The organism is Streptomyces sp. LN549 (genome assembly GCF_043203805.1).
Classification (GTDB): domain Bacteria; phylum Actinomycetota; class Actinomycetes; order Streptomycetales; family Streptomycetaceae; genus Streptomyces.
In genome coordinates this window covers 1833772-1854177 of record NZ_JAZHRI010000002.1, presented here as the reverse complement: position 1 = coordinate 1854177, position 20406 = coordinate 1833772, and the positions used below count along the sequence as shown (strand labels likewise).

Genomic DNA, 20406 nt, shown 5'->3' with positions numbered 1-20406 from the left:
CGCGGTACGCGGTGCGACTGCGGCTGCTGACCCCGCGTCGTGCGGCTGCGGCTGCTGATCGTGCGTCACTTGATTTCGGGCGGCGAGATCTGCGAGGTCTTGACGGCCGAGGCGGAGATGCCCCACTTCTTCAGGATCCGGTCGTAGGTGCCGTCCGCCTTGAGACGGTTCACGGCCGCCTGGAAGGCGGGCGCCAGTGGAGTGCCCTTCTTGAAGGCGAAGCCGACGTCGAGACGCTTGAACTCGTTGAGGAAGCGCACACCCTCCTGCTGCTGTACGGCATACCTGAGTCCGTTGATGGTCGACATCACCACGTCCGTACGCCCCTGCTGGAGCGAGGTCCAGACGGCCGACGCATCGGAGTACGTCTTCACGTCGTACGCCTTCTTGCCGGCCTCGGAGCACCGGTGCCGGTTCTCCTCCAGCGTCACCTCGAACGTGGTGCCCGCCGTGGTGCCGACGGTCAGGCCGCAGAGCTGGGTGAGATCGGTGATCCCGGTCAGTTCGCTGTCGTCACGGACCGCGAAGCCCTGGCCGTCGTTGAGGTAAGTGACGAAGTCGATCGTCCGACTGCGTTCGTCGGTCACGCCGAAGTTGCCGGTGCCCACCTCGTACTTCCCGCTGCTGAGCGCGGGCAGGATCGCCTCGAACGCGGCGACCTCCCGCTTCGGCTTCAGCCCGAGCACCCTGGCCACGGCGTCCCCGAAGTCGATGTCGGTGCCGGCCAGGGTCGTACCGTCCGCGAGATAGGTGGCGCCGGGCGGGGTGCCGACGCTGGAGGCGATGTTCAGGGTGCCTGCGGAGCGGACCTCGGCGGGCAGCAGGGCGGCAGCGGCCGCGTCCTTCTTCACTCCTGACACGACGTCGGTGGTGGGGATCGCGCCCTTGGCGGCGGAACCGGCCGCGCCGGCGGGCGCGGCAGCCGGATCGCCGGACCCGCACGCGGTCAGCGTCAGTGTGGCGGCGGTGATCAGCGCGAAGACAGCGGTGTGCCGGGTACGGGGCATCAGAGATGGTTCTCCAGTTTCATCGGCCGTGGAGGGGCGCGGGGCAGCGCGCGGCGGCCCACGGCCGGGGCGGAGGAAAGGCGGAACGAACGGGAAGACCTGTGCGAGGGGAGGGTGGTGCGCTGTTGTGTACGCGAGGGCACGCGGGGAGAAGGGCTCAGGCGCCGGTTCACGGCGCGAGCAGAAATGCGGGGCGAGGCAGGGCGTCAGCTCAACAGGAACAGGACCACACGCGACCGAAGTCGATGTGGGAGCGCTTGACCAGCCACTGCTGCGAATGCATGGCCCAAGTGGAACAGGCATCCGGTGGTCCGTCAACTGAGCTGAGACGTACGGCTCACAGTGTGGACAGGGTTGACAAGCCGCCGTGAACAGCGCTTACCTCAAAGGCGGATCGGGCTGAGGGGCCCGGTCCCCGTTGTGTTCCACCGTTGTGTTCCGTGCCGAGGGCGCGCCCCGTGTTCGATCGCCGCATCCACGGAGCCCTCGCATGTCCGCACAGACAGACATCCTCCCGCCGGCTCTCCCGGCCGAGCCCCTCGAAGACAACGATGCCGACCGGCTGCGGATCGTCCCGGTGCGCCGGACCGGCCAGTGGACGGCGGCCGTCGCCGTACTGATCGTGCTCGCCCTCGCACTGAACTCCGTCATCCGCAACGACGCCTTCCAATGGGACGTCGTCGGCGACTACTTCACCACCACGGCGGTGCTGCGCGGCCTCGGGCTCACGCTCTGGCTCACCGCGCTCGTGATGGCCCTCGGTTTCGCGCTGGGGACGCTGCTCGCCGTCCTCAGGCTCTCCGCCAACCGCGTGCTCCAGGCGGTCGGCTGGGGGTACGTATGGCTCTTCAGGTCCACCCCGATCCTGGTCCAGCTGCTGTTCTGGTTCAACATCGGAGCGCTCTACCCGGAGATACTCGGCGTCCGTACCGTGAACCTCCTCGGCCCCGTCACGGTCGCCGTCATCGGACTGACGCTCCACGAGGCCGCGTACGCGGCGGAAGTCGTCCGCGGCGGCATCCTGTCCGTGGAGCGCGGACAGCTGGAGGCCGCCCAGTCCCTCGGCCTCGGCCCGTGGCGGCGGCTGTACCGGATCGTGCTGCCGCAGGCGATGCGCTCCATCGTGCCGCCCGCGGGGAACATGCTCATCGGCACCCTCAAGGGCACCTCGATCGTCAGCATCATCGCCGTGCAGGACCTGCTGTACTCGGTCCAGCTCGTCTACCACCGCACCTACCAGGTCATCCCGCTGCTGCTGGTCGCCACCCTCTGGTACGTCGTCGTGACCTCGCTGCTGAGCGTCGGCCAGTACTACGTCGAGCGGCACTACGCGCGCGGCACCGGGGACGCCCGGTGAGCGCCGTACCGACGCTGGTCGTCATCGGGGCCGGACCGCGCGGCACCGGTCTCATCGAGCGCATCGCCGCCAACGCCCCCTCGCTGTACGGCGACCGGCCGCTTGACATCCACCTCGTCGACCCGTTCCCGCCCGGCGGTGGCCGGATCTGGCGCCACGACCAGTCGCCGCTGCTGTGGATGAACTCCATGGCCGAGGACGTCACGATGTTCACCGACGAAACCGTCCGCCAGGAAGGCCCCGTACGGCCGGGGCCGGCGCTCGACGCCTGGGCGGCCGATGTGCGCGAGGGGCGGACCGAACCCGGACCGGACGTCGCCGCCGAACCCGGACTCCGTGACGAGATCGAGGCGTTGAAGGGGCCGGACTTCCCGAGCCGGCGGCTGCAGGGCGCCTACCTGCGCTGGGTGTACGAGCAGTCGGTGGCCGCACTCCCGCCCACCGTCACCGTCCACGACCACCGCGTCCGCGCGCTGCGCGTCACCGGCCCGCGCGGCGGCCATCAGTCCGTCCACCTGGAGGGCCGCGCCGAACCGCTCACCGCCGACCTCGTGGTCCTCACCATCGGCCACCTCGACGCCGAACCGGACGACGAGCACCGGCGGTTGTCCCGCTTCGCCGAGCGGCACGGCCTCGTCCACCTGCCGCCCGACTTCACCGCAGACAGCGACCTGAGCGCCCTGCCCGCAGGCGAACCCGTCATAGTCCGGGGCTTCGGACTCGCCTTCATCGATCTGATGGTGCTGCTCACCGAGGGCCGCGGCGGACGGTACGAGAACGGCACGTACCTGCCCTCCGGGAAGGAACCCGTCCTGTACGTCGGATCGCGGCGCGGTGTCCCCTACCACTCCAAGATCGGGTACGTCCGGCCCGGCGAGCGGCCGCCGCTCCCGCGCTTCTTCGGCCCCGACCGGGCCGAGGAACTCCTGAACCGGCCGGAACCACCCGACTTCCACCGCGACATATGGCCCCATGTCGACAAAGAGCTCGGCTACGCCCACTACCACCGCCTCTTCGCCTCCCACCCGGAGCGCACCACGGCCGACTGGACAGCGTTCGAGGAGAAGTACGCGGCGGCCGCCCCGGGAAGCGCCGAATTGCGGGCCGTGATCGAGGCGGCCGTCCCCGACCCCGCCGACCGGCTCGACCTGGCGGCGCTCGACCACCCACTGGACGGGGTGCGCCACACCTCGTCCGCCTCCTTCCAGGAGGCGGCGCGCGCCTACATCACCGCGGACCTGGCACGCAGGCACGATCCCGGGCACAGCGAGGACCTCGCCGCCTTCCTCGGACTGCTCTCCGTATACGGCCAGTTGATCCGGTTCGGCGACATCGGGGACTGGTGGCACGGCTTCTTCAGCTACCTCGCCTCCGGGCCGCCCGGCCCCCGGCTCCGACAGCTGCTCGCCCTCTCCCGGGCCGGTGTCGTCCGCTTCCTCGGTGCCGGGACAACGGTCGAGACCGACGAGGAGCAGGGCCTCTTCCGGGCAGGCAGCGCCACGGTTCCGGGGGAGCGGACCGAGGCCCGCGCCCTCGTCGAGGCCCGGCTGCCCGACCCCTCGCCGCGACGCACCCGCAGCACCCTGCTCCGGGCGCTGTACGAGGACGGGGCCGCCGCCACCGCCACCGGACTGCTCGCGGTCGACCCCGGCGACGGCCGGATCCTGGACCGCGACGGCCTCCCGCACCCCCGCCGCTTCGCACTCGGCCCGCACACCGCGGCGCGCACGAGCGGAGCCTTCACCCGGCCACGCACCGGCGGCCCGGCCTTCGGGCAGAACGACGCCACCGCACGCGCCGCTCTCACCTTCCTGCGTGACCTCGGCGGCACCGATGGCTGACCTGCGCGCCCACCCCCGATCCGAACCGCCCGAGGACATCACCATGAAGACGACCAGCCGTCCCCCGAAGAGCGAACCGGCCGCCGCGCCTGCCCACGAGGCAGCCGCACCCATGGTCGAGATCCGGGGCGTGCACAAGAGCTTCGGCTCCCTGGACGTCCTGCGCGGCATCGACCTGTCCGTACGCACCGGCGAAGTGACCGTGATCCTCGGCCCTTCCGGTTCCGGGAAGTCCACCCTGCTGCGCACGATCAACCACCTGGAGAAGGCGGACCGTGGATCGATCACGGTCGACGGGGAGTTCGTCGGCTACCGCAGGAAGGGCGACAAGCTGTACGAACTGCCTGAGCGCGAGGTCCTGCGCCGCCGCACCCGGATCGGCTTCGTCTTCCAGAACTTCCACCTCTTTCCCCACCTCACCGTCCTGGAGAACGTCACCGAGGCCCCGGTGGCCGCGCTCGGCCGTACGAAGAAGGAGGCCGTCGACGCCGCGCACCGGCTCCTCGCCCGCGTCGGACTCGACGACAGGGCGACGGCGTACCCGAAGCAGCTCTCCGGCGGCCAGCAGCAGCGCGTCGCCATCGCGCGGGCGCTGGCCCTCGAACCGAAACTGCTGCTCTTCGACGAGCCCACCTCGGCGCTCGACCCCGAACTCGTCGGCGAGGTCCTCGACGTGATCAAGGACCTGGCGGAACAGGGCACCACGATGATCGTCGTCACGCACGAGATCGGGTTCGCCCGCGAGGTGGCCGACACCGTCGTCTTCATGGACGAGGGACGGATCGTCGAGCAGGGCCCGCCCGACGGCGTACTCGGCCGGCCGCGCCACGAACGCACGCGCGCCTTCCTCTCCAAGGTCCTGTGACCCGGAATCCCAGGGCCTCGAAGCCACTTCCGAACCTTTCCGAAAGAGCCCGCCATGTCTCACCTCCGTCCTCTCCACCTGGCCGCCGAGATCGGCGGCCCGCCCCGCTACGACCCCGCGCACTACACGGGCCTTGCCCGGCTCGCCGAACGCGGGACCCTCGACTTCGTCACCCTCGGCGACTCGTTCGCCCGGCCCGGACCTGACGCACTCGCCGTGCTGTCCCGGGTCGCGCCCGGCACCCGCAGGATCGGGCTCGTACCGACGGTCACCACCACCCACACCGAGCCCTTCCACGTGTCGTCCGCCGTGGCCACGCTGGACTGGGTCAGCGGCGGCCGGGCCGGACAGTGCGTGGACGTGTCGACGACCGACGCCGAGGCCCGGCTGTTCGGCCGCCGCCCCGCCGCGCCCGCCGCCGAACTGTGGAGGGAGGCCGGCGAGGCCGCCGAAGTGGGAGCGCGCCTCTGGGACAGCTGGGAGGACGGCGCGGAGATCCGGGACGCCGCCGGCGGCCGCTTCCTCGACCGCGACAAGCTGCACTACGCCGACTTCGAGGGTGCCACCTTCAGCGTCCGCGGACCCGCCATCGTGCCCCGGCCCCCGCAGGGTCACCCGGTCACGGTCGTCGACGGTACGGCGGACCCGGCCAGGGAGACCGCCGCCCGCCACGCCGATGTGGTGCTCGTACGGGCCGGCACGCCCGAGCGGGCCGCCGAGATCCGTGACGACGTGCACCGCCGCGCAGCGGCCCACGGACGCGACCCCGGGACGCTGCGGGTGCTCGCCGCGCTCAGCGTCGACCTCGGCGACGCCGAATCGGCCCCGGAACCGGGGCTGAAGAGCGGACCGCCGCTCGCCGGGCACGGCACCTACTACCGCGGCGGTCCGGTCGACCTCGCCGACCTGATCACCCAGTGGCACCGGGCCGGAGCAGTCGACGGCTTCCACCTCACCCCGATCACCCCCGAGCGCGACCTCGAACGGATCGTCAACGGCACGGTGGCCCTGCTCCAGCACCGCAGCCTGTTCCGCACCTTCTACCCCGGCGGCACCCTCCGCGAGCACCTGGGCCTGGCCCGCCCGGCCAACCGGTACACCCGCCAAGGAGAACGGGTATGACGGCCGCCCCGAAGCAGATGCATCTCGCCGCGCACTTTCCGGGTGTGAACAACACGACCGTGTGGAACGACCCCCGCTCCGGCAGCCAGATCGAGTTCTCCTCCTTCGAGCATCTCGCGCGTACGGCCGAACGCGGGCTGTTCGACTTCTTCTTCCTCGCCGAGGGGCTACGGCTGCGCGAGCACAACGGCCTGATCCACGACCTGGACGTGGCCGGCCGCCCCGAGTCACTCACCCTGCTCGCCGCGCTGGCCGCCGTCACCGACCGGCTCGGCCTCGCCGCCACCGTCAGCGCCACCTTCAACGAGCCCTTCGAACTGGCCCGCCGGTTCGCCACCCTCGACCACCTCAGCGCCGGCCGGGCCGCGTGGAACGTCGTCACCTCGTCCGACGCCTTCACCGGTGAGAACTTCCGGCGCGGCGGCTACCTCGACCGGGCCGACAGATACACCCGGGCCGCCGAGTTCGTCGCCACCGCTCGCGAACTGTGGGACTCCTGGACGCCCGACGGCACCCCGCGCCCCTTCGCCCACCACGGCCGGCACTTCTCCGTCCAGGGCGAGTTCACCGTCCCGCGCTCCCCGCAGGGGTACCCCGTCGTCATCCAGGCGGGGGACTCCCCGGAAGGCCGCGAGTTCGCCGCGTCCGTAGCCGACATCGTCTTCACCCGGCACGGCACCCCGGAGGCGGGCCGCGCCTTCTGTGCCGACGTCAAGGGGCGGCTCGCGAAGTACGGCCGGGAACCCGGCGAACTGAAGATCATGCCCGGCGTCGGTGTGGTGCTGGGCGACAGCGACGCCGAGGCGCGGGAAAGGGCGGCCGGGATCCGCCTCCAGCAGGTCTCTCCGCAGAACGCGATCCTGGCCCTGGAGCAGGTCTGGGGCCGCGACCTCTCCTCGTACGATCCCGACGGGCCGCTTCCCGAGAGCGACCCGGTCCCCGATTCGGCTCTGAGTCAGGGCCGGGTCCGGCACGGCGACCCCCTCACGGTCGCGGCGCGCTGGCGCGAACTGTCCCGGGAGAAGGGGCTGTCCATCCGGCAGACCGTCATCGAGGCGACGGGCCGGCAGGCGTTCGTCGGCAGCCCGCGGACCGTGGCGGCCGAGATGGCCGGGTTCGTCGCCACGGGAGCCGCCGACGGCTTCGTCCTCGTTCCCCATCTCACCCCCGGCGGCCTCGACGACTTCGTCGACCGGGTCGTTCCGCTCCTCCAGGAACGGGGGGTGTTCCGTACCGCTTACACCGGCTCCACGCTGCGGTCGCACCTCGGGATCGCCGAGCCGGTATGGAAAGGTTGACCGCATGAGCACGGACGCACAGCAGCAGGCAGCACGGGACTGGAACCACTGGCACCAGGAGCGGACCGCCACGGTCGCCGCACCGTACGGGCCGCTCTCCCTCACCGGCACCCACTGGCTCTCCGACTACCCGGAAGGGCGAATTCCGGCCGTCCCGGGCCACTGGCGGGAGGACGGCGAGGAGGTGGTGCTCACCGCCGGCCCCGAGGACGGCCTGAGTGTCGACGGGAAGCCCTTCACCGGCCAGGTCCGGCTCGGTGCCGACCGTGGCCCGATCGACGGTTCCCGGGTGGCGCACGGAGAGCGCCGCCTCGTCCTGCTGAGCCGCGAAGGCATGTGGGCGGTACGGGACTTCGACCCGGACTCCGCGGCACGGCGCGCCTTCCGGGCCATCGAGGCCACACCGTACGACCCGCGCTGGGCCGTGCCGGGCCGCTTCCGCGCGTACGGCACCTCCCGCACCGTCCGGGTCGAGAACGCCGACGGTGTGGAGCGCGGGCTCGGGCTCGGCGGGGAGATCGCCTTCGAGCTGGACGGCGCCGGGCACACCCTCCAGGTCGCCGTCGAGAACGACGGCTCGCTCTGGGCGGTATTCGCCGACACCACCAGCGGGGACACCAGTTACCGCTTCCGGTTCCTGCGGCCCGCCGCCCCGGCCGACGACGGATCGGTGACGGTGGACCTCAATCGTGCGCTGCTGCCGCCCTGCGCCTTCGCCGATCACTTCATCTGCCCCTTCCCGCCGCCCGGCAACACCCTCGCCGTCGCCGTCGAGGCGGGGGAGCGCAGCCGGACCGACGGCTGAACCGGCGCCTGCGTCCGACCGTGTCCGGCCCCGGCTGAGCCTCCTGCGCCGGGGCCGGACGCATGCGCGGGAACGTCCGGGATCCGGGAAGCTCAGGCCAAAAGGCGCCCTTGCGCAAGAAGTTGACGCCTTGAATACTCCCGAGCAGCGCTTGTCAGGGGCACGGCACATCCGAAATGCGGACGGATGGCCGCGCCCATGACTGCGCCTCACGGGTCCGACCACCCCACGGGCGGACCCCCGACTCCCCTCGGGAGGAAACAAGTGAGGATCAAGCGCACCACCCCCCTCAGCACTGCCGCGAGACGCAGCAGGGCCGTCGCCATCGCTGCGGGTCTCGTGGCGGTTGCCGCACTCGCCGTCCCCAGCGCACAGGCAAGCTCCAGCGAAACGTACAGCGCGAACCAGCTCTCCGCCGCGAGCGACGCCGTCCTCGGTGCCGACGTGGCCGGTACGGCCTGGAACGTCGACCCCGTGACGAAGAAGCTCGTGGTCACGGCCGACAGCACGGTCTCAGCTGCGGAGATCCAGCAGATCAAGGACTCCGCCGGCGCCAACGCGGGCGCCCTGCGCATCGAGCGCACTTCCGGGAAGTTCAGCAAACTGCTCTCCGGCGGTGACGCCATCTACGCACCCGGCTGGCGCTGCTCCCTCGGCTTCAACGTCCGCAGCGGCAGCACGTACTACTTCCTGACCGCCGGTCACTGCACCGACGGCAACCCGCCCTGGTACACCAACTCATCGAACACCACCTACATCGGCCCGACGGTCGGGTCCAGCTTCCCGACCAACGACTACGGTCTGGTGCGCTACGACAACGCCGCGGTCAGCCACGAGGGCACCGTGGGCAGTGTCGACATCACCAGCGCGGCCAACGCCACGGTCGGGATGTCCGTCACCCGCCGCGGTTCCACCACCGGCATCCACAGCGGCACCGTCTCGGCGCTCAACGCCACGGTCAACTACGGCAGCGGCGACATCGTCTACGGCATGATCAAGACGAACGTCTGCGCGGAGCCCGGCGACTCCGGCGGTCCGCTCTACTCCGGCTCCAAGGCGATCGGACTCACCTCGGGCGGCAGTGGCAACTGCAGCTCCGGTGGTACGACGTTCTTCCAGCCGGTCACCGAGGCGCTCAGCGCGTACGGCGTCAGCGTCTACTGATCCGCGGGGTGGCCGGATCTGTCCCCCGGAACCGGCCCGTCCCTCGAAAGCGCATGTCGAACACGCCGAGCCCCCGCCCGTAATTACGGGCGGGGGCTCCCGCTGAGGCCGCGGCTTTTGAGAGGATGTGACACAGGACGGTCACGCAGGAGCAACGGGGGCGGACGCTGCGCCTTCCGGGGGGACGCCCTCCGGGAACCCCCGGCAGACACCCCAGGGGGTTCCAGGTCCGTGAAACGCATCGGAGTGACCGGTCACCGCAGCATTCCGCAGGAAGTCCATGACCATGTGCTGGCGTCGATGCGAGCGGCGTTCCGCGGATTCGACGGCTCGGTGGAGGCGCTGTCCAGTCTGGCCGTCGGAGCGGACCAGCTCTTCGCGGACCTCGCCCTCGCCCACGGCGCCCAGCTGACCGTGGTCATCCCCAGCGGCGACTACGAGGAGTGCTTCGCCGACGGAGCCGAACTGGCCCGCTACCGGGCCCTCAAGGCCCGCGCCGTGCGGGAGGTCAGACTGGACTACCCGCACTCCACCGACGAGGCGTACTACGCGGCCGGCGCCTACATCGCCGACCACTGCGACCGGCTGATCGCCGTATGGGACGGCCGGCCCGCCCGCGGCCTCGGCGGCACGGGGGACATCGTGACGTACGCCCGCGAGCTCGGCCGCCCGGTCACCGTGATCTGGCGCGACGGGGTCGAGCGGAGCTGACCGGACGTCAGGGGCGTGGCAGGCCGCGCGCGTGCGACCTGCCCGTCACCGAGCCGGGTGCCGGGGTCGTCACATCTGGTGCCGGGCGAGCCAGTCGGTGTGCTGGGGGGAGACGACGCGCTCGGTCTCGAACACGGCTCGCGGCCACTGGCGCTCGTTCAGCGTGGTCTCCATCGCTATCTGCATCGACTCCAGATCCTTCTCCACCAGGGAGTGGGCCGAGATCAGCGGATGGTGTCGGCGCATCTCGCTCCAGGCGAGACAGGCGGCGGCAGCCGCGGAGAGCACCCCGGTCAGCGCGAAGGACTGGCCGACCGAGAACGCCCTGAGGAGGGCTAGGACCAGGGCGAGCGCCGTCAGCCCGGCGATGGTGGTCGACCAGACCAGGGTGGCCCGCCGGGACACCTCCTGTCGCCTGCGATACCAGCTCCGCTGTTCGATCAGCCGGTCACGCACATAGGTCTCCTTGCGTACGGTGAATGCCTTGTCCCGTAATGCGCGCATGGAATCGGTGATGAGTCCGCCGGAATCGGCCGTCCGGTCCCGGGGGTCGGACCAGCCCACCTTGCGGAGCTCCTGCAGCCCCTCTTCGAGCCGGTTGGCGAAAACCGCTTCGGGGTGCTGGGTGCCGGTATCGAAAGGTGAGCCATGCACGGAGTAGCGCCAGCACATCGATTTGATGAACTCTGCCGCGGAGCGATTGAGCTGCCAGTGCGACTTCGCTTTCCGCCGGGATGTGAGGTATGCGGTGACCAGGACGCCGAGGTAGGCCAACACAGCTGCGCTGTCGGTGAGTTGGAGCGTGCCGCCAACCTCCGTGCGCCAGGGCAGTGCGGCCGGGACCGTGCCCGCAACCAGCAGGATGAGCTGCCATCGGGTCGTATTCACCGACTCCCGCTGGCGGGCGACCGCGATGGCGTCCGTGTGGTGAAAGAGCTCCGGCAGATCAGCGTTCCTGAAGACCATGCTCTGCAGTGGTCCGGGAATCGCCGTCATGTTCACTCCCGTCTGCGGTTATGTCATCACTCCGATGGCGGAAGTCATAGTTCCGCTTGATCGCGGCCGGACCCATGTGACGCTCTTGTTCCAAGTGGGCGTCCTCAGTTGCCAACCGAGGTCATGAGAGTAAAGTCGTGCCGCCGGACACTGCAATGGTGCAGGTACCAACGCTGGTTTCCTGTCCGGAACCATTCCATCGGAACGAATCCCCTCAAGGACGGCCGTGAAGACCACTGAATCCTCCCTCTCCTTCGCCGTTGCGAAGAAGAGCCGTGTGCCGCTCGCCGCGATCGACGCGCGTGGTGGCGAAGCAGCCAGGAAGCTCGGTCGGGTGCATGTCGCCTCCGCCGGTCGCCCCAGCCAGGCATCCACCTTCAACTCCTCCCTCTGATCCTGCATCAAGGATCAGTCCTCCGGAACGGCCGGTCTGCCGGATCACCCTTCCGCGCTGGCTAGACTGGTGGAATGACAGGACCCCTGGTCCCTTTCCGTGAAGTAGTCCTCAAGGTTCACAGCAGGTGTGATCTTGCCTGTGACCATTGCTATGTCTACGAACATGCCGATCAGAGCTGGCGAACCCGTCCGAAAACAATCTCTGACGAAGTCATCTTCCGGACTGCTCAGCGCCTGGCTGAGCATGCCAAGACACATGCACTGCCCTCCGTGTCAGTAATCCTGCACGGAGGGGAGCCTCTGCTGGCGGGCCCCGCACGGCTGCGGCGCATCTGCGAAGAGCTCACCTCCGCCTTCGACGGCGTCGCCGCGCTCGATCTCCGGATCCATACCAACGGTCTGCAGCTCAGCCCGCGCTATCTCGACCTCTTCAGCGAGTACGACGTCAAGGTGGGTATCTCCCTCGACGGCGACCGCGCGGCCAACGACCGGCATCGCCGCTTCGCCGACGGGCGCAGCAGTCACCCCCTGGTGCTCAAGGCCGTCGAACTGCTCCGGCAGGAGCGCTACCGCCATCTCAACCTCGGCCTCCTGTGCACCATCGACATCGCGAACGACCCGGTCGCGGTCCTCGACGCGCTCACGGAGCTCGAACCGCCGCTCATCGACTTCCTGCTTCCGCACGCCACCTGGGACGATCCGCCGCCGCGGCCGGACGGGTCGCCCACCGCCTACGCCGACTGGCTCCTCGCGGTCTTCGACCGCTGGCAGGAGCAGGGGCGTCCGGTGCCGGTGCGGATCTTCTCCTCGGTCGCCTCCACCATCAACGGCGGCCCCAGCCTCACCGAGTCGCTGGGCCTCGCGCCGACCGACCTCGTCGTCGTCGAGACGGACGGCCGGCTGGAGCAGGTCGATTCACTGAAGAGCGCCTACGAGGGCGCGGCGGCCACCGGATTCGACGTCTTCGCGAACGCCTTCGACGAGGTCGCGGCGCACCCCGGGGTGCGGGCCAGGCAGCTCGGCCTGGAGGGCGTCAGCGAGACGTGCCGCCGCTGCCCCGTCGTACGTTCGTGCGGGGGAGGTTTGTACACCCATCGCTACAGCTCCGCGGCCGGCGGAGAAGGATTCGACAACCCGTCCGTGTACTGCAATGACCTCGCCGCCCTGGTGCGCGGCATCGAGGCTCGTACGCCCGCGGACACCGTGGCGCCGGCGGTGGCCGCTCCGGTCGAACTGCTCGCGGCCCAGGAGGACCTCACCCGCACCCTGCTCGCCCGGCTGCACGCGGACCTGGACGGCCGCGGCGGCGAGCGGTGGGCGGCGGCGTGGGAGCTGGCGGCCGTGCTGGAGGGCTCGGAGGAAGGGGCCCGGGGGCTGGACGGCGTACTCACCCATCCGTACACGCGTACCTGGCTGCTCGACGCGCTGGACGCCCTGCACGAGGCCCGGCCGGAGGCGGCTTCCGCGGCCGCGGACGGACTGCAGACCCTTCTGGCCGCCGCCGCCGTGCGGGCCGGCCTCGATCTGCGGGTGCCGGTGCCCTACCGGGACGGCGGGCTCGTCCTGCCCACCCTCGGCCGGCTGACGGTCGCCGGGCCGGGGGAGCGCGGCACCGTGCTGGTGCGCGCGGCCGGGGACGGGTTCCTGGCCGGCCCCGCCGCCGGATCGGCGGAGCGGCAGATCCGGCGGTCCGCCGAGGCCGAGCCCGGCTGGCTGCCGGTGCGCGCGTTCGCCCTGCCGGGCGGCCCGCTCCCGGGCCACGGCTTCGTGATCGACGATCTCGACCCGCACCGGGACTGCTTCGGCGCACCCGCCGCCGCCCCCACGCTGGACGCGGCGGGGGCCGGCCGTCTGGGTGCCGCGCTCACCGAGGCCTGGGCGCTGATCGAGGAGCGGGCTCCTGCACACGGCGCGGGGTGCACCGACGGCCCAATCACCTTCACCCCGCTCACCGGCCTGGCGCCGGGCGAGCCCGCGGTGGGGCGGCACGGATACGGCGCGCTCGGCATCGGGGCGGACGAGGACGCCGGCACGCTGGCGCTCACGCTGCTGCGCGGCGTGCGTCGGGCGAGATTCCGGGCACTTGTGGACGTCACGGATCTTTACGCGGCGGACGGCTCCTGGGAACATCGAATGCCCTGGCAGGAAGAATTGGTTCCGTTTTCCCGGATGCTGGCCGACGTTCATGAACGGCTGGCGCTCGCGGCATTCGATTCCCGGTACCGGGACGGAGTGGCGCAGGCGCTCGACACGCTCGAAGGGGCGGCCGAACTCACCGTCGGCGGGAAACGAATGCTGGCTCTGATGCGAAAAGAATTCTGAATCAAGAATTCCGGTTCGAGGGGGAGGGTGATCGCGGACTCGGGACAACCGGGAGGAACAGCCTCAGACCGCATCTGCGCAGAGGCGTGATCGACAGGGCCTGGGAACAGATGACTGAAAAGTGGCGTTGATTGACCGAACGTCATGGGGGTGGAGCAAGGTCCGCTCCGGAATGATGAATTCGCTCGCATTCTCTTCACTCCTCGGGTGCGGGTGCTCACACAGGACGGGGGTCGTGTGCACGCGACGACGCAGCAGCGAGCGGCGGACCATCGGCCGTACTTCTTCTTGAGTTACGCTCACACACCGGGGTACGGCGGTGGCACGGACCCCGATATGTGGGTCGAGCGGCTCTTCCAGGATCTCTGTGGCCATGTGATGGCCATGACCGATCTGCCCGCGGGTGCCCCCGCGGGCTTCATCGACCGCGAGATACGTTCCGGCGAGGGCTGGTCGGAACGGCTCGGCGAGGTGCTCGCCACCTGCCGGGTGTTCGTACCGCTGTTCTCGCCGCGCTACTTCGCCAGCGAGATGTGCGGCAAGGAGTGGTACGCCTTCGCCCAGCGCGCCATCCACTACCGGGCCCGCTCCAACCAGCCCGCCGAGGCGATCGTCCCGGCGCTCTGGGTGCCGGTGCCGCCCAGCCAGCTGCCCGGGCCGGCCGAGCGATTACAGTTCAACCACCGTGATTTCGGGGACCGTTACGTCAGTGACGGACTGTACGGGCTGATCAAGCTCAAACTCTTCAACGAGGAGTACGAGCGTGCGGTGTACGAGCTCGCCAAACGCATCGTCAGCGTCGCCGACACCGTACGGATCGGCACCGGCCGCCCGGTCGACTACAGGCTCGCACCCAGTGCCTTCGGCTCACCGAGCAGCGGGGCCGCCGGCGGCCCCCGGCCCATGCAGGTGACCATCGCCGCCGCCACCCGCCACGACCTGCCGGAGGGGCGCAACGCCGACTACTACGGCGACAACCCGCAGGACTGGAACCCCTACCACCCGGACGCCGCACGGCCCCTGGCCTATGTCGCCGAGGACCTGGTGCGCTCCCTCAACTACCAGGCCACCATCGCCTCCTTCGACGAGGAGGCCGGCCTGCCGGTCGGAAAACAGCCCACCACACCGGAGATCCTCCTCGTCGACCGCTGGGCGCTCCAGGACGAGGACCGGTGCAGACGGCTCGCCGCCTTCGACGCGGAGCACCGACCCTGGGTGACGATGGTGGTGCCGTGGAACCGCGACGACCACGAGAGCAGAGCCGCGGAGGCCGAACTGGCCGCCAAGCTCGAACAGACCATGCCGACCAAGATGCGCCAGGGCCGGGCCTACTGCCGCGCCGCCGCCAAGGGCGTACCGAGCATGGAGGCCTTCGGCCAGATCCTGCCGCAGGTGGTCGAGGTGGCCGCCCAGCAGTACCTGAGACACGCGGCTGTCTATCTGCCCGCCACCGGCGGCGGAGGACCCACTGAACGGACGCGCTTGATGGGACCGATGGCGCAGACCCAGTACATCCCCCGGACACATGACGCTGCGACGGATGCGGAGGACACGGATGACGGCCAGTCGTGACGGACGCATCGTCACCTTCTACTCGTACAAGGGCGGTACCGGGCGCACCATGGCCCTGGCGAACACGGCCTGGATTCTCGCCGCCAACGGCAATCGGGTACTGGCTGTCGACTGGGATCTGGAGGCCCCCGGACTCCACCGGTTCTTCCACCCGTTCCTCGACCCCTCGACCCTCGGCGCCACCACCGGTGTCATCGACCTGATCACCGAGTACGCCTGGGCCGCGACCAGCCCGGTGCAGCGGGCCGACGACTGGCACCGGGAGTACGCGCGGATCCAGCCGCACGCGGTCTCGCTCACGCCCGAGGCGCTCGGCTGGGAGTTCCCGCAGGGCGGAACGCTCGATTTCGTCTCCGCCGGACGGCAGAACCGCGAATACTCCGCGACCGTCTCCACCTTCGACTGGGACAACTTCTACGACCGGCTCGGCGGCGGCCACTTCTTCGACGCCCTGCGCGACGACATGAAGGCCAACTACGACTACGTCCTCATCGACAGCCGTACCGGCCTCAGCGACATCGCCGACATCTGCACCGTTCACCTGCCCGACGTGCTCGTCGACTGCTTCACCCTCAGCGACCAGTCCATCGACGGCGCCGCCTCGGTCGCCCGGCAGATCTCCGAGCGGTACACCGGCCGTCCCATCTCCATCTTCCCCGTCCCGATGCGGATCGACGAGGGCGAGAAGGAGAAGGCGGACGCCGGCCGGGCCCTGGCCCGGCTGAAGTTCGACCGGCTGCCGCGCGACCTGTCGGGGGACGAACTCACCGCCTACTGGGGCGCGGTGGAGATTCCGTACCGTCCCTACTACGCGTACGAGGAGACGCTGGCCACCTTCGGGGACGAGGCGGGGCTCACCAACTCCCTCCTCTCCGCCTTCGAACGGCTCACCTCCGTCATCACGGACCAGCAGGTCACCTCGATGCCCCCGGTCGGGGAGGAGGTGCGGCTGCGCATCCGTGACGCGTTCACCCGGCGCAGGCCCGCGCTGCCCGCCGATCTCTTCCTCAGCTATGTGGCGGAGAACCGGATGTGGGCCGACTGGATCGAGTCCGTCCTCACCCGGGCGGGCTTCCGCGTAGTGCCCCGCGACGTGTCCGCCGAGCGGGGGCCCCAGGAAGTGACGGCCGGCGCCGCGGAGAACGCGGTCCGTACCGTGGTGCTCCTCTCCAGCGCGTACCTCAAGTCGCAGCGCGCGGTGAGCCTCTGGGACCGGGCAGTCACCGAGGACCCGGGCGGCGGGCGGCGTCATCTGCTGCCCCTCAGGGTCGGTGACGTACGGCTGTCCGCTGCCTACATCGACCGCAACCCCGTCGACCTGTTCCGGCTCGACGAGGTGCACGCCACCGCCGCCCTGTTACGCGCCCTGGACCGGCCCGTACAGCTCACCGACGCGGTCTCGCCCGGACCGCGCTTCCCCGGCACCGTCCCCCGGATCTGGAACGCACCACCGCGCAACCCCGGCTTCACCGGCCGCTCAATGGTCCTGGAGCGGATGCGCGACCAGCTCGGCGGCGGCATGGCCGTCGTGCTGCCGCAGCCGCAGACCCTGTACGGACTCGGCGGCGTCGGCAAGACGCAGGTCGCCCTGGAGTACGTGCACCGGTTCATGGCCGACTACGACCTGGTCTGGTGGATATCGTCCGAACAGACCGACGACGTGGTCGCCGGGCTCGCCGAACTCGCCGTCCGGCTGGGCGCCCAGGGCGGCGACGACATGGCCGCCGCCTCCCAGGAGGCCGTCGACCTGCTGCGCCGCGGTGTGCCCTCGGACCGCTGGCTGCTGGTCTTCGACAACGCCGACGACCCCGAGCGGCTCCGTCGCTACTTCCCGCAGGGCGGCTCCGGGCACATCCTTGTCACCTCCCGCAACCAGGCCTGGTCCCAGCACGGCGACGCACTGCCGGTCGACGTCTTCCTGCGCGAGGAGTCCATCGAGCACCTCCAGCGCCGGGCTCCGGGGCTGAGCGACGAGGACGCCGCCCAGGTGGCCACCGCGGTGGGTGACCTGCCGCTCGCCGTCGAACAGGCCGCGGCCTGGATCGCGGAGACCGCCACCCCGATCGACACCTATCTGGAACAGCTGGCCCAGCAGGCCCCGGAGGTCCTGGCGCTCAACCAGCCGGCCGGATACCCCGAGCCGGTCGCCGCGACCTGGAACATCTCCATCCAGCGTCTCAAGGAGCGCTCGCCCGCCGCGGTGCGGCTGCTCCAGCTGTGCGCCTTCTTCGCCCCCGAGCCGATCTCGGGGAACCTGCTGTACAGCAAGGAGATGATCGAGGCGCTGAAGCCCTACGACGCCTCGCTCCAGGAGAAGCTGGTACTGGGCCGGGTCATCCGGGAGATCGGCCGGTTCGCCCTCGCCAAGGTCGACCAGGTCTCCAACTCCATCCAGGTACACCGGCTCGTCCAGGCCGTCATCCGGGCCCAGCTCACCGAGGAGGAGCAGCGGGACGCCCGGCACGCCGTCCACCGCATCCTGGCGGGTGCCCGGCCCGATGACGACGAGCCGATCGACAACCCGGCCAACTGGCCGCAGTTCGCCTCGATATGGCCGCACCTGGGTCCGTCGGACGCCCGCAACTGCAAGGAGCCCGAGGCCCGCAGGCTCCTGATCGACCGGGTGCGCTACCTGTGGAAGCGCGGTGACTTCAGGACGGCCACCACGCTCTGCGAGGAGCTGCGCGACATCTGGCGCGAGACGCTGGGGGAGCGGGACATCCAGTACCTCTACCTCTGCTTCCACCTGTCCAACATCTACCGCTCGCGCGGCCGTTACGTGGAGGCCATGGAGCTCGACGAGATCACCCTGGCGACGCAGCGGGAGGTGCTGGGACCGGAGCATCCGCACACGTACATGAGCACCAGCAGCCTGGCCACCGACCTCGGCACGCTCGGCGAGTACACCAGGGCGATCGAGCTGGCGACCGAGGCCACCGACGGGTTCAACCAGATCTTCCACGACTCACACCCCAGGGCCCTGGCCGCGGCCAACAACCTGGCGTTCACCCTCCGGTCCATCGGCCAGTACGCAAAGGCCCGCGAGATCGACCAGGACGTCTTCGACCGGCGCCGCGAGGTGCTCGGTGAGGAGCACCCGTACAGCCTCTCCTCGGCCATGAACCTGGCCCGCGACCTGCGGGACGTCGGACGGTACGAGGACTCGGTCGGCATTCTCAGCCGTACGTACGACAGCTACAAGGCCACCCTCGGCCGGTCCTTCCCCGGCACACTCAGCGCGGCCAAGAGCCTGGCGGTCTCGCTGCGCCGGGCAGGCAGGCTGGAGGACGCCCGCCGGCTCACGGTGGCGACGCGGGCCCGGTACCGGGCCAAGTACACCTCCGCCAACCCGGAGTCGCTGGCCTGCGACCTCAACCTGGCGGCCGACCTGTTCGCGGCCGGGGAGGCGACCGAGGCCCGGAACGCAGCCCAGGAGGTCGTCGACCAGTATGTGAAGGTGCCGGGGGAGAAGCACCCGTACACACTGGCGGCGCTGAACAATCTGGGTGTCTATCTCTGGGGGACCGGTGCGGCCGAGGAGGCCGAACAGGTGCTGACCCGGGTGGTTGCCGCGATGCGCGAGGTGTACGGGCGGGCACACCCCAACACGCTGTTCAGCGTGATGAACCTGGCCAATGCCACGGCAGAGCGGGGCGATCTCGACCTGGTGCTGAAGACCGAGCGGGAGCTGGCCGTGCAGTTCCGTGACGTACTGGGCGCACACCATCCGGAGACGCTGGCCATGAAGTCGAACATGGCGGTCACGCTCGACGCGATGGGGCGCAAGGACGAGGCGCTCCAGGTCAGGATGGAGACGGTCGAGGAGCTGTCCCGGCAGCTCGGTGACGACCATCCGCTCACCCGGATCGCCCGGGACGAGCGCCGGTTCCAGCGCGAACTGGAACCGCAGGCGGTGTGAGTCCGGTACGGGGAGCGTCCGGCCGGCGCCGGACGCTCCCCGTACCCGCTCCTCAGTCCTCGGAGGTGTCCAGCAGCCAGTTGAGGATGCGGGGGAGCGCGTGCAGTGCGTCGAAATGCGCGGCGGCCGGTTCCACCACGACGGTGGCGCCCGGGATCCGGCTCGCCAGCCAGCGGGTGTGCCCGACCGGTGAGAACACGTCCTTCTCGCCGTGCCACAGCAGCACCGGACCGGTGATGTCGGCAGGATCGAAGCCCCACGGGTGACTGAACGCGAGCGCGTCGTCGATCCATCCGTATGCCGAAGTGCGCAGCCCCTCACGGTAGTTGCGCAACAGCATGGTGCGGACGCCGGCGTCGTTGACCACCATCCGGTCGGAGTTGGTCAGCTCCCGGCGCAGGTCGTCGATCAGCTGCACCGGATTCTTCCTGATCACCGCGGACCGTGAGATGAACGACTGCGCGAGCCCGTCCGGATCGGACCTCGCCGTGGTGTACGCCAGTACGTTGGAGGGGGCCATCCCCTCGAACCAGTCGAGGCCCTCGGCGTCCCGGGGGGCCAGCCCGACCAGGGCGGCGGTACGAGTGACCCGCTCGGGCATCAGCGCGGCGCAGGCCAGGGCGTGTGACGCGCCACCGGACCGGCCCACCACGGCGAACCGGTCGAGTCCCATGTGGTCCGCGATGGCCCGTACGTCCTGGACCGCGTCGGCGACACTACGGCCGGGCAGCCGGTCGGAGTCGCCGTATCCCGGCCTGTCGTAGGTGATCAGCTGTGTCTTGCGCTGGTACAGCACCATGCCCCGCGGCGCCGGACCGAGCCTGCTGCCGGGCATCCCGTGCAGCAGGAAGACCGGTCTGCCGCGAGGGTCCCCCAGGCGTTCCACCACCAGTTGCCGCCCGTCGGCCACGCGCACCCGACTGCGCACTCCGTGCCTCCTCGCGATTCCTGCGGGCACGACGTGCCCGGCTATCCCCGCACCATCCGATGATGACCCATCAGAGGCGATCTCGGGATGGCGCGTGGGGAGA

Annotated in this window: 15 protein-coding genes; 12 read left to right on the top strand and 3 right to left on the bottom strand. The window is 70.3% G+C overall.

What is annotated here, in order from left to right; genetic code table 11:
- Positions 1–65 precede the first annotated feature (65 nt).
- Complete coding sequence (locus SH922_RS08085; RefSeq protein ID WP_393056422.1) at positions 66–1007, bottom strand: ABC transporter substrate-binding protein; 942 nt, start codon at positions 1005–1007, stop codon at positions 66–68.
- Positions 1008–1497: 490 nt separating this feature from the next.
- Here SH922_RS08085 and SH922_RS08080 point away from each other — a divergent pair, with 490 nt between their 5' ends.
- From SH922_RS08080 to SH922_RS08045, 8 genes are all read left to right on the top strand, one after another.
- Complete coding sequence (locus tag SH922_RS08080) at positions 1498–2364, top strand: amino acid ABC transporter permease (RefSeq protein WP_393056420.1); 867 nt, start codon at positions 1498–1500, stop codon at positions 2362–2364.
- On the top strand, positions 2361–4205 hold the full coding sequence (locus SH922_RS08075; protein WP_393056418.1) for an FAD/NAD(P)-binding protein: 1845 nt from the start codon (positions 2361–2363) through the stop codon (positions 4203–4205). The genes SH922_RS08080 and SH922_RS08075 overlap by 4 nt, the downstream gene beginning before the upstream one ends.
- Positions 4206–4317: 112 nt before the next feature.
- Positions 4318–5070 carry an amino acid ABC transporter ATP-binding protein gene (locus tag SH922_RS08070; RefSeq protein ID WP_393063488.1) on the top strand — a complete coding sequence of 251 codons (753 nt, stop codon included), beginning with the start codon at positions 4318–4320 and terminating at the stop codon, positions 5068–5070.
- Positions 5071–5124: 54 nt separating this feature from the next.
- On the top strand, positions 5125–6192 hold the full coding sequence (locus tag SH922_RS08065) for an LLM class flavin-dependent oxidoreductase (protein ID WP_393056416.1): 1068 nt from the start codon (positions 5125–5127) through the stop codon (positions 6190–6192).
- A gap of 17 nt (positions 6193–6209) precedes the next feature.
- Positions 6210–7490 carry an NtaA/DmoA family FMN-dependent monooxygenase gene (locus SH922_RS08060; protein WP_393063487.1) on the top strand — a complete coding sequence of 427 codons (1281 nt, stop codon included), beginning with the start codon at positions 6210–6212 and terminating at the stop codon, positions 7488–7490.
- Between the two features lie 4 nt (positions 7491–7494).
- Positions 7495–8295: a DUF1684 domain-containing protein gene (locus SH922_RS08055; protein ID WP_393056414.1), complete on the top strand. Its 801-nt coding sequence runs from the start codon at positions 7495–7497 to the stop codon at positions 8293–8295.
- 264 nt (positions 8296–8559) lie between these two features.
- Positions 8560–9459: a S1 family peptidase gene (locus SH922_RS08050; protein WP_393056412.1), complete on the top strand. Its 900-nt coding sequence runs from the start codon at positions 8560–8562 to the stop codon at positions 9457–9459.
- Positions 9460–9690: 231 nt separating this feature from the next.
- Entirely contained in the window at positions 9691–10170 is a 480-nt protein-coding gene (locus SH922_RS08045) for a hypothetical protein (RefSeq protein WP_393056410.1), read from the top strand.
- A 69-nt stretch (positions 10171–10239) separates the two neighbouring features.
- On the opposite strand, the gene SH922_RS08040 is transcribed toward SH922_RS08045, so the two are convergent.
- Complete coding sequence (locus SH922_RS08040) at positions 10240–11166, bottom strand: DUF4231 domain-containing protein (RefSeq protein WP_393056408.1); 927 nt, start codon at positions 11164–11166, stop codon at positions 10240–10242.
- A 226-nt stretch (positions 11167–11392) separates the two neighbouring features.
- Between SH922_RS08040 and fxsA the strand changes: the two genes are divergently transcribed.
- The 4 genes from fxsA (at position 11393) to fxsT (ending at position 19375) form a co-directional block, all read left to right on the top strand.
- Positions 11393–11560: an FxSxx-COOH cyclophane-containing RiPP peptide gene (gene fxsA / locus SH922_RS08035; RefSeq protein ID WP_219571751.1), complete on the top strand. Its 168-nt coding sequence runs from the start codon at positions 11393–11395 to the stop codon at positions 11558–11560.
- A 74-nt stretch (positions 11561–11634) separates the two neighbouring features.
- A complete protein-coding gene (gene fxsBH / locus SH922_RS08030) occupies positions 11635–13884 on the top strand; it encodes a radical SAM/SPASM protein FxsBH, inactivated beta-hydroxylase extension form (protein WP_393056405.1) in 2250 nt (749 codons plus the stop codon).
- Positions 13885–14097: 213 nt separating this feature from the next.
- The gene (gene fsxC, locus SH922_RS08025) at positions 14098–15456 is read left to right on the top strand and encodes an FxsC protein (protein ID WP_393063486.1); all 1359 of its coding nucleotides are present in this window, start codon (positions 14098–14100) and stop codon (positions 15454–15456) included.
- Positions 15440–19375: an FxSxx-COOH system tetratricopeptide repeat protein gene (fxsT, locus tag SH922_RS08020; RefSeq protein ID WP_393056403.1), complete on the top strand. Its 3936-nt coding sequence runs from the start codon at positions 15440–15442 to the stop codon at positions 19373–19375. The genes fsxC and fxsT overlap by 17 nt, the downstream gene beginning before the upstream one ends.
- 52 nt (positions 19376–19427) lie before the next feature.
- Here the strand turns inward: fxsT and SH922_RS08015 are convergent, their stop codons facing one another.
- Positions 19428–20303, bottom strand: coding sequence for an alpha/beta fold hydrolase (locus SH922_RS08015; RefSeq protein WP_393056401.1), 876 nt, complete (start codon positions 20301–20303; stop codon positions 19428–19430).
- Positions 20304–20406 lie beyond the last annotated feature (103 nt).

Coding starts and splice junctions, on each gene's coding strand:
- SH922_RS08080 (WP_393056420.1), top strand. CDS start 1,498: ATGTCCGCACAGACAGACATCCTCCCGCCGGCTCTCCCGGCCGAGCCC.
- fxsBH (WP_393056405.1), top strand. CDS start 11,635: ATGACAGGACCCCTGGTCCCTTTCCGTGAAGTAGTCCTCAAGGTTCAC.
- SH922_RS08070 (WP_393063488.1), top strand. CDS start 4,318: ATGGTCGAGATCCGGGGCGTGCACAAGAGCTTCGGCTCCCTGGACGTC.
- fxsT (WP_393056403.1), top strand. CDS start 15,440: ATGACGGCCAGTCGTGACGGACGCATCGTCACCTTCTACTCGTACAAG.
- SH922_RS08040 (WP_393056408.1), bottom strand. CDS start 11,166: ATGACGGCGATTCCCGGACCACTGCAGAGCATGGTCTTCAGGAACGCT.
- SH922_RS08085 (WP_393056422.1), bottom strand. CDS start 1,007: ATGCCCCGTACCCGGCACACCGCTGTCTTCGCGCTGATCACCGCCGCC.
- SH922_RS08060 (WP_393063487.1), top strand. CDS start 6,210: ATGCATCTCGCCGCGCACTTTCCGGGTGTGAACAACACGACCGTGTGG.
- SH922_RS08065 (WP_393056416.1), top strand. CDS start 5,125: ATGTCTCACCTCCGTCCTCTCCACCTGGCCGCCGAGATCGGCGGCCCG.
- SH922_RS08055 (WP_393056414.1), top strand. CDS start 7,495: ATGAGCACGGACGCACAGCAGCAGGCAGCACGGGACTGGAACCACTGG.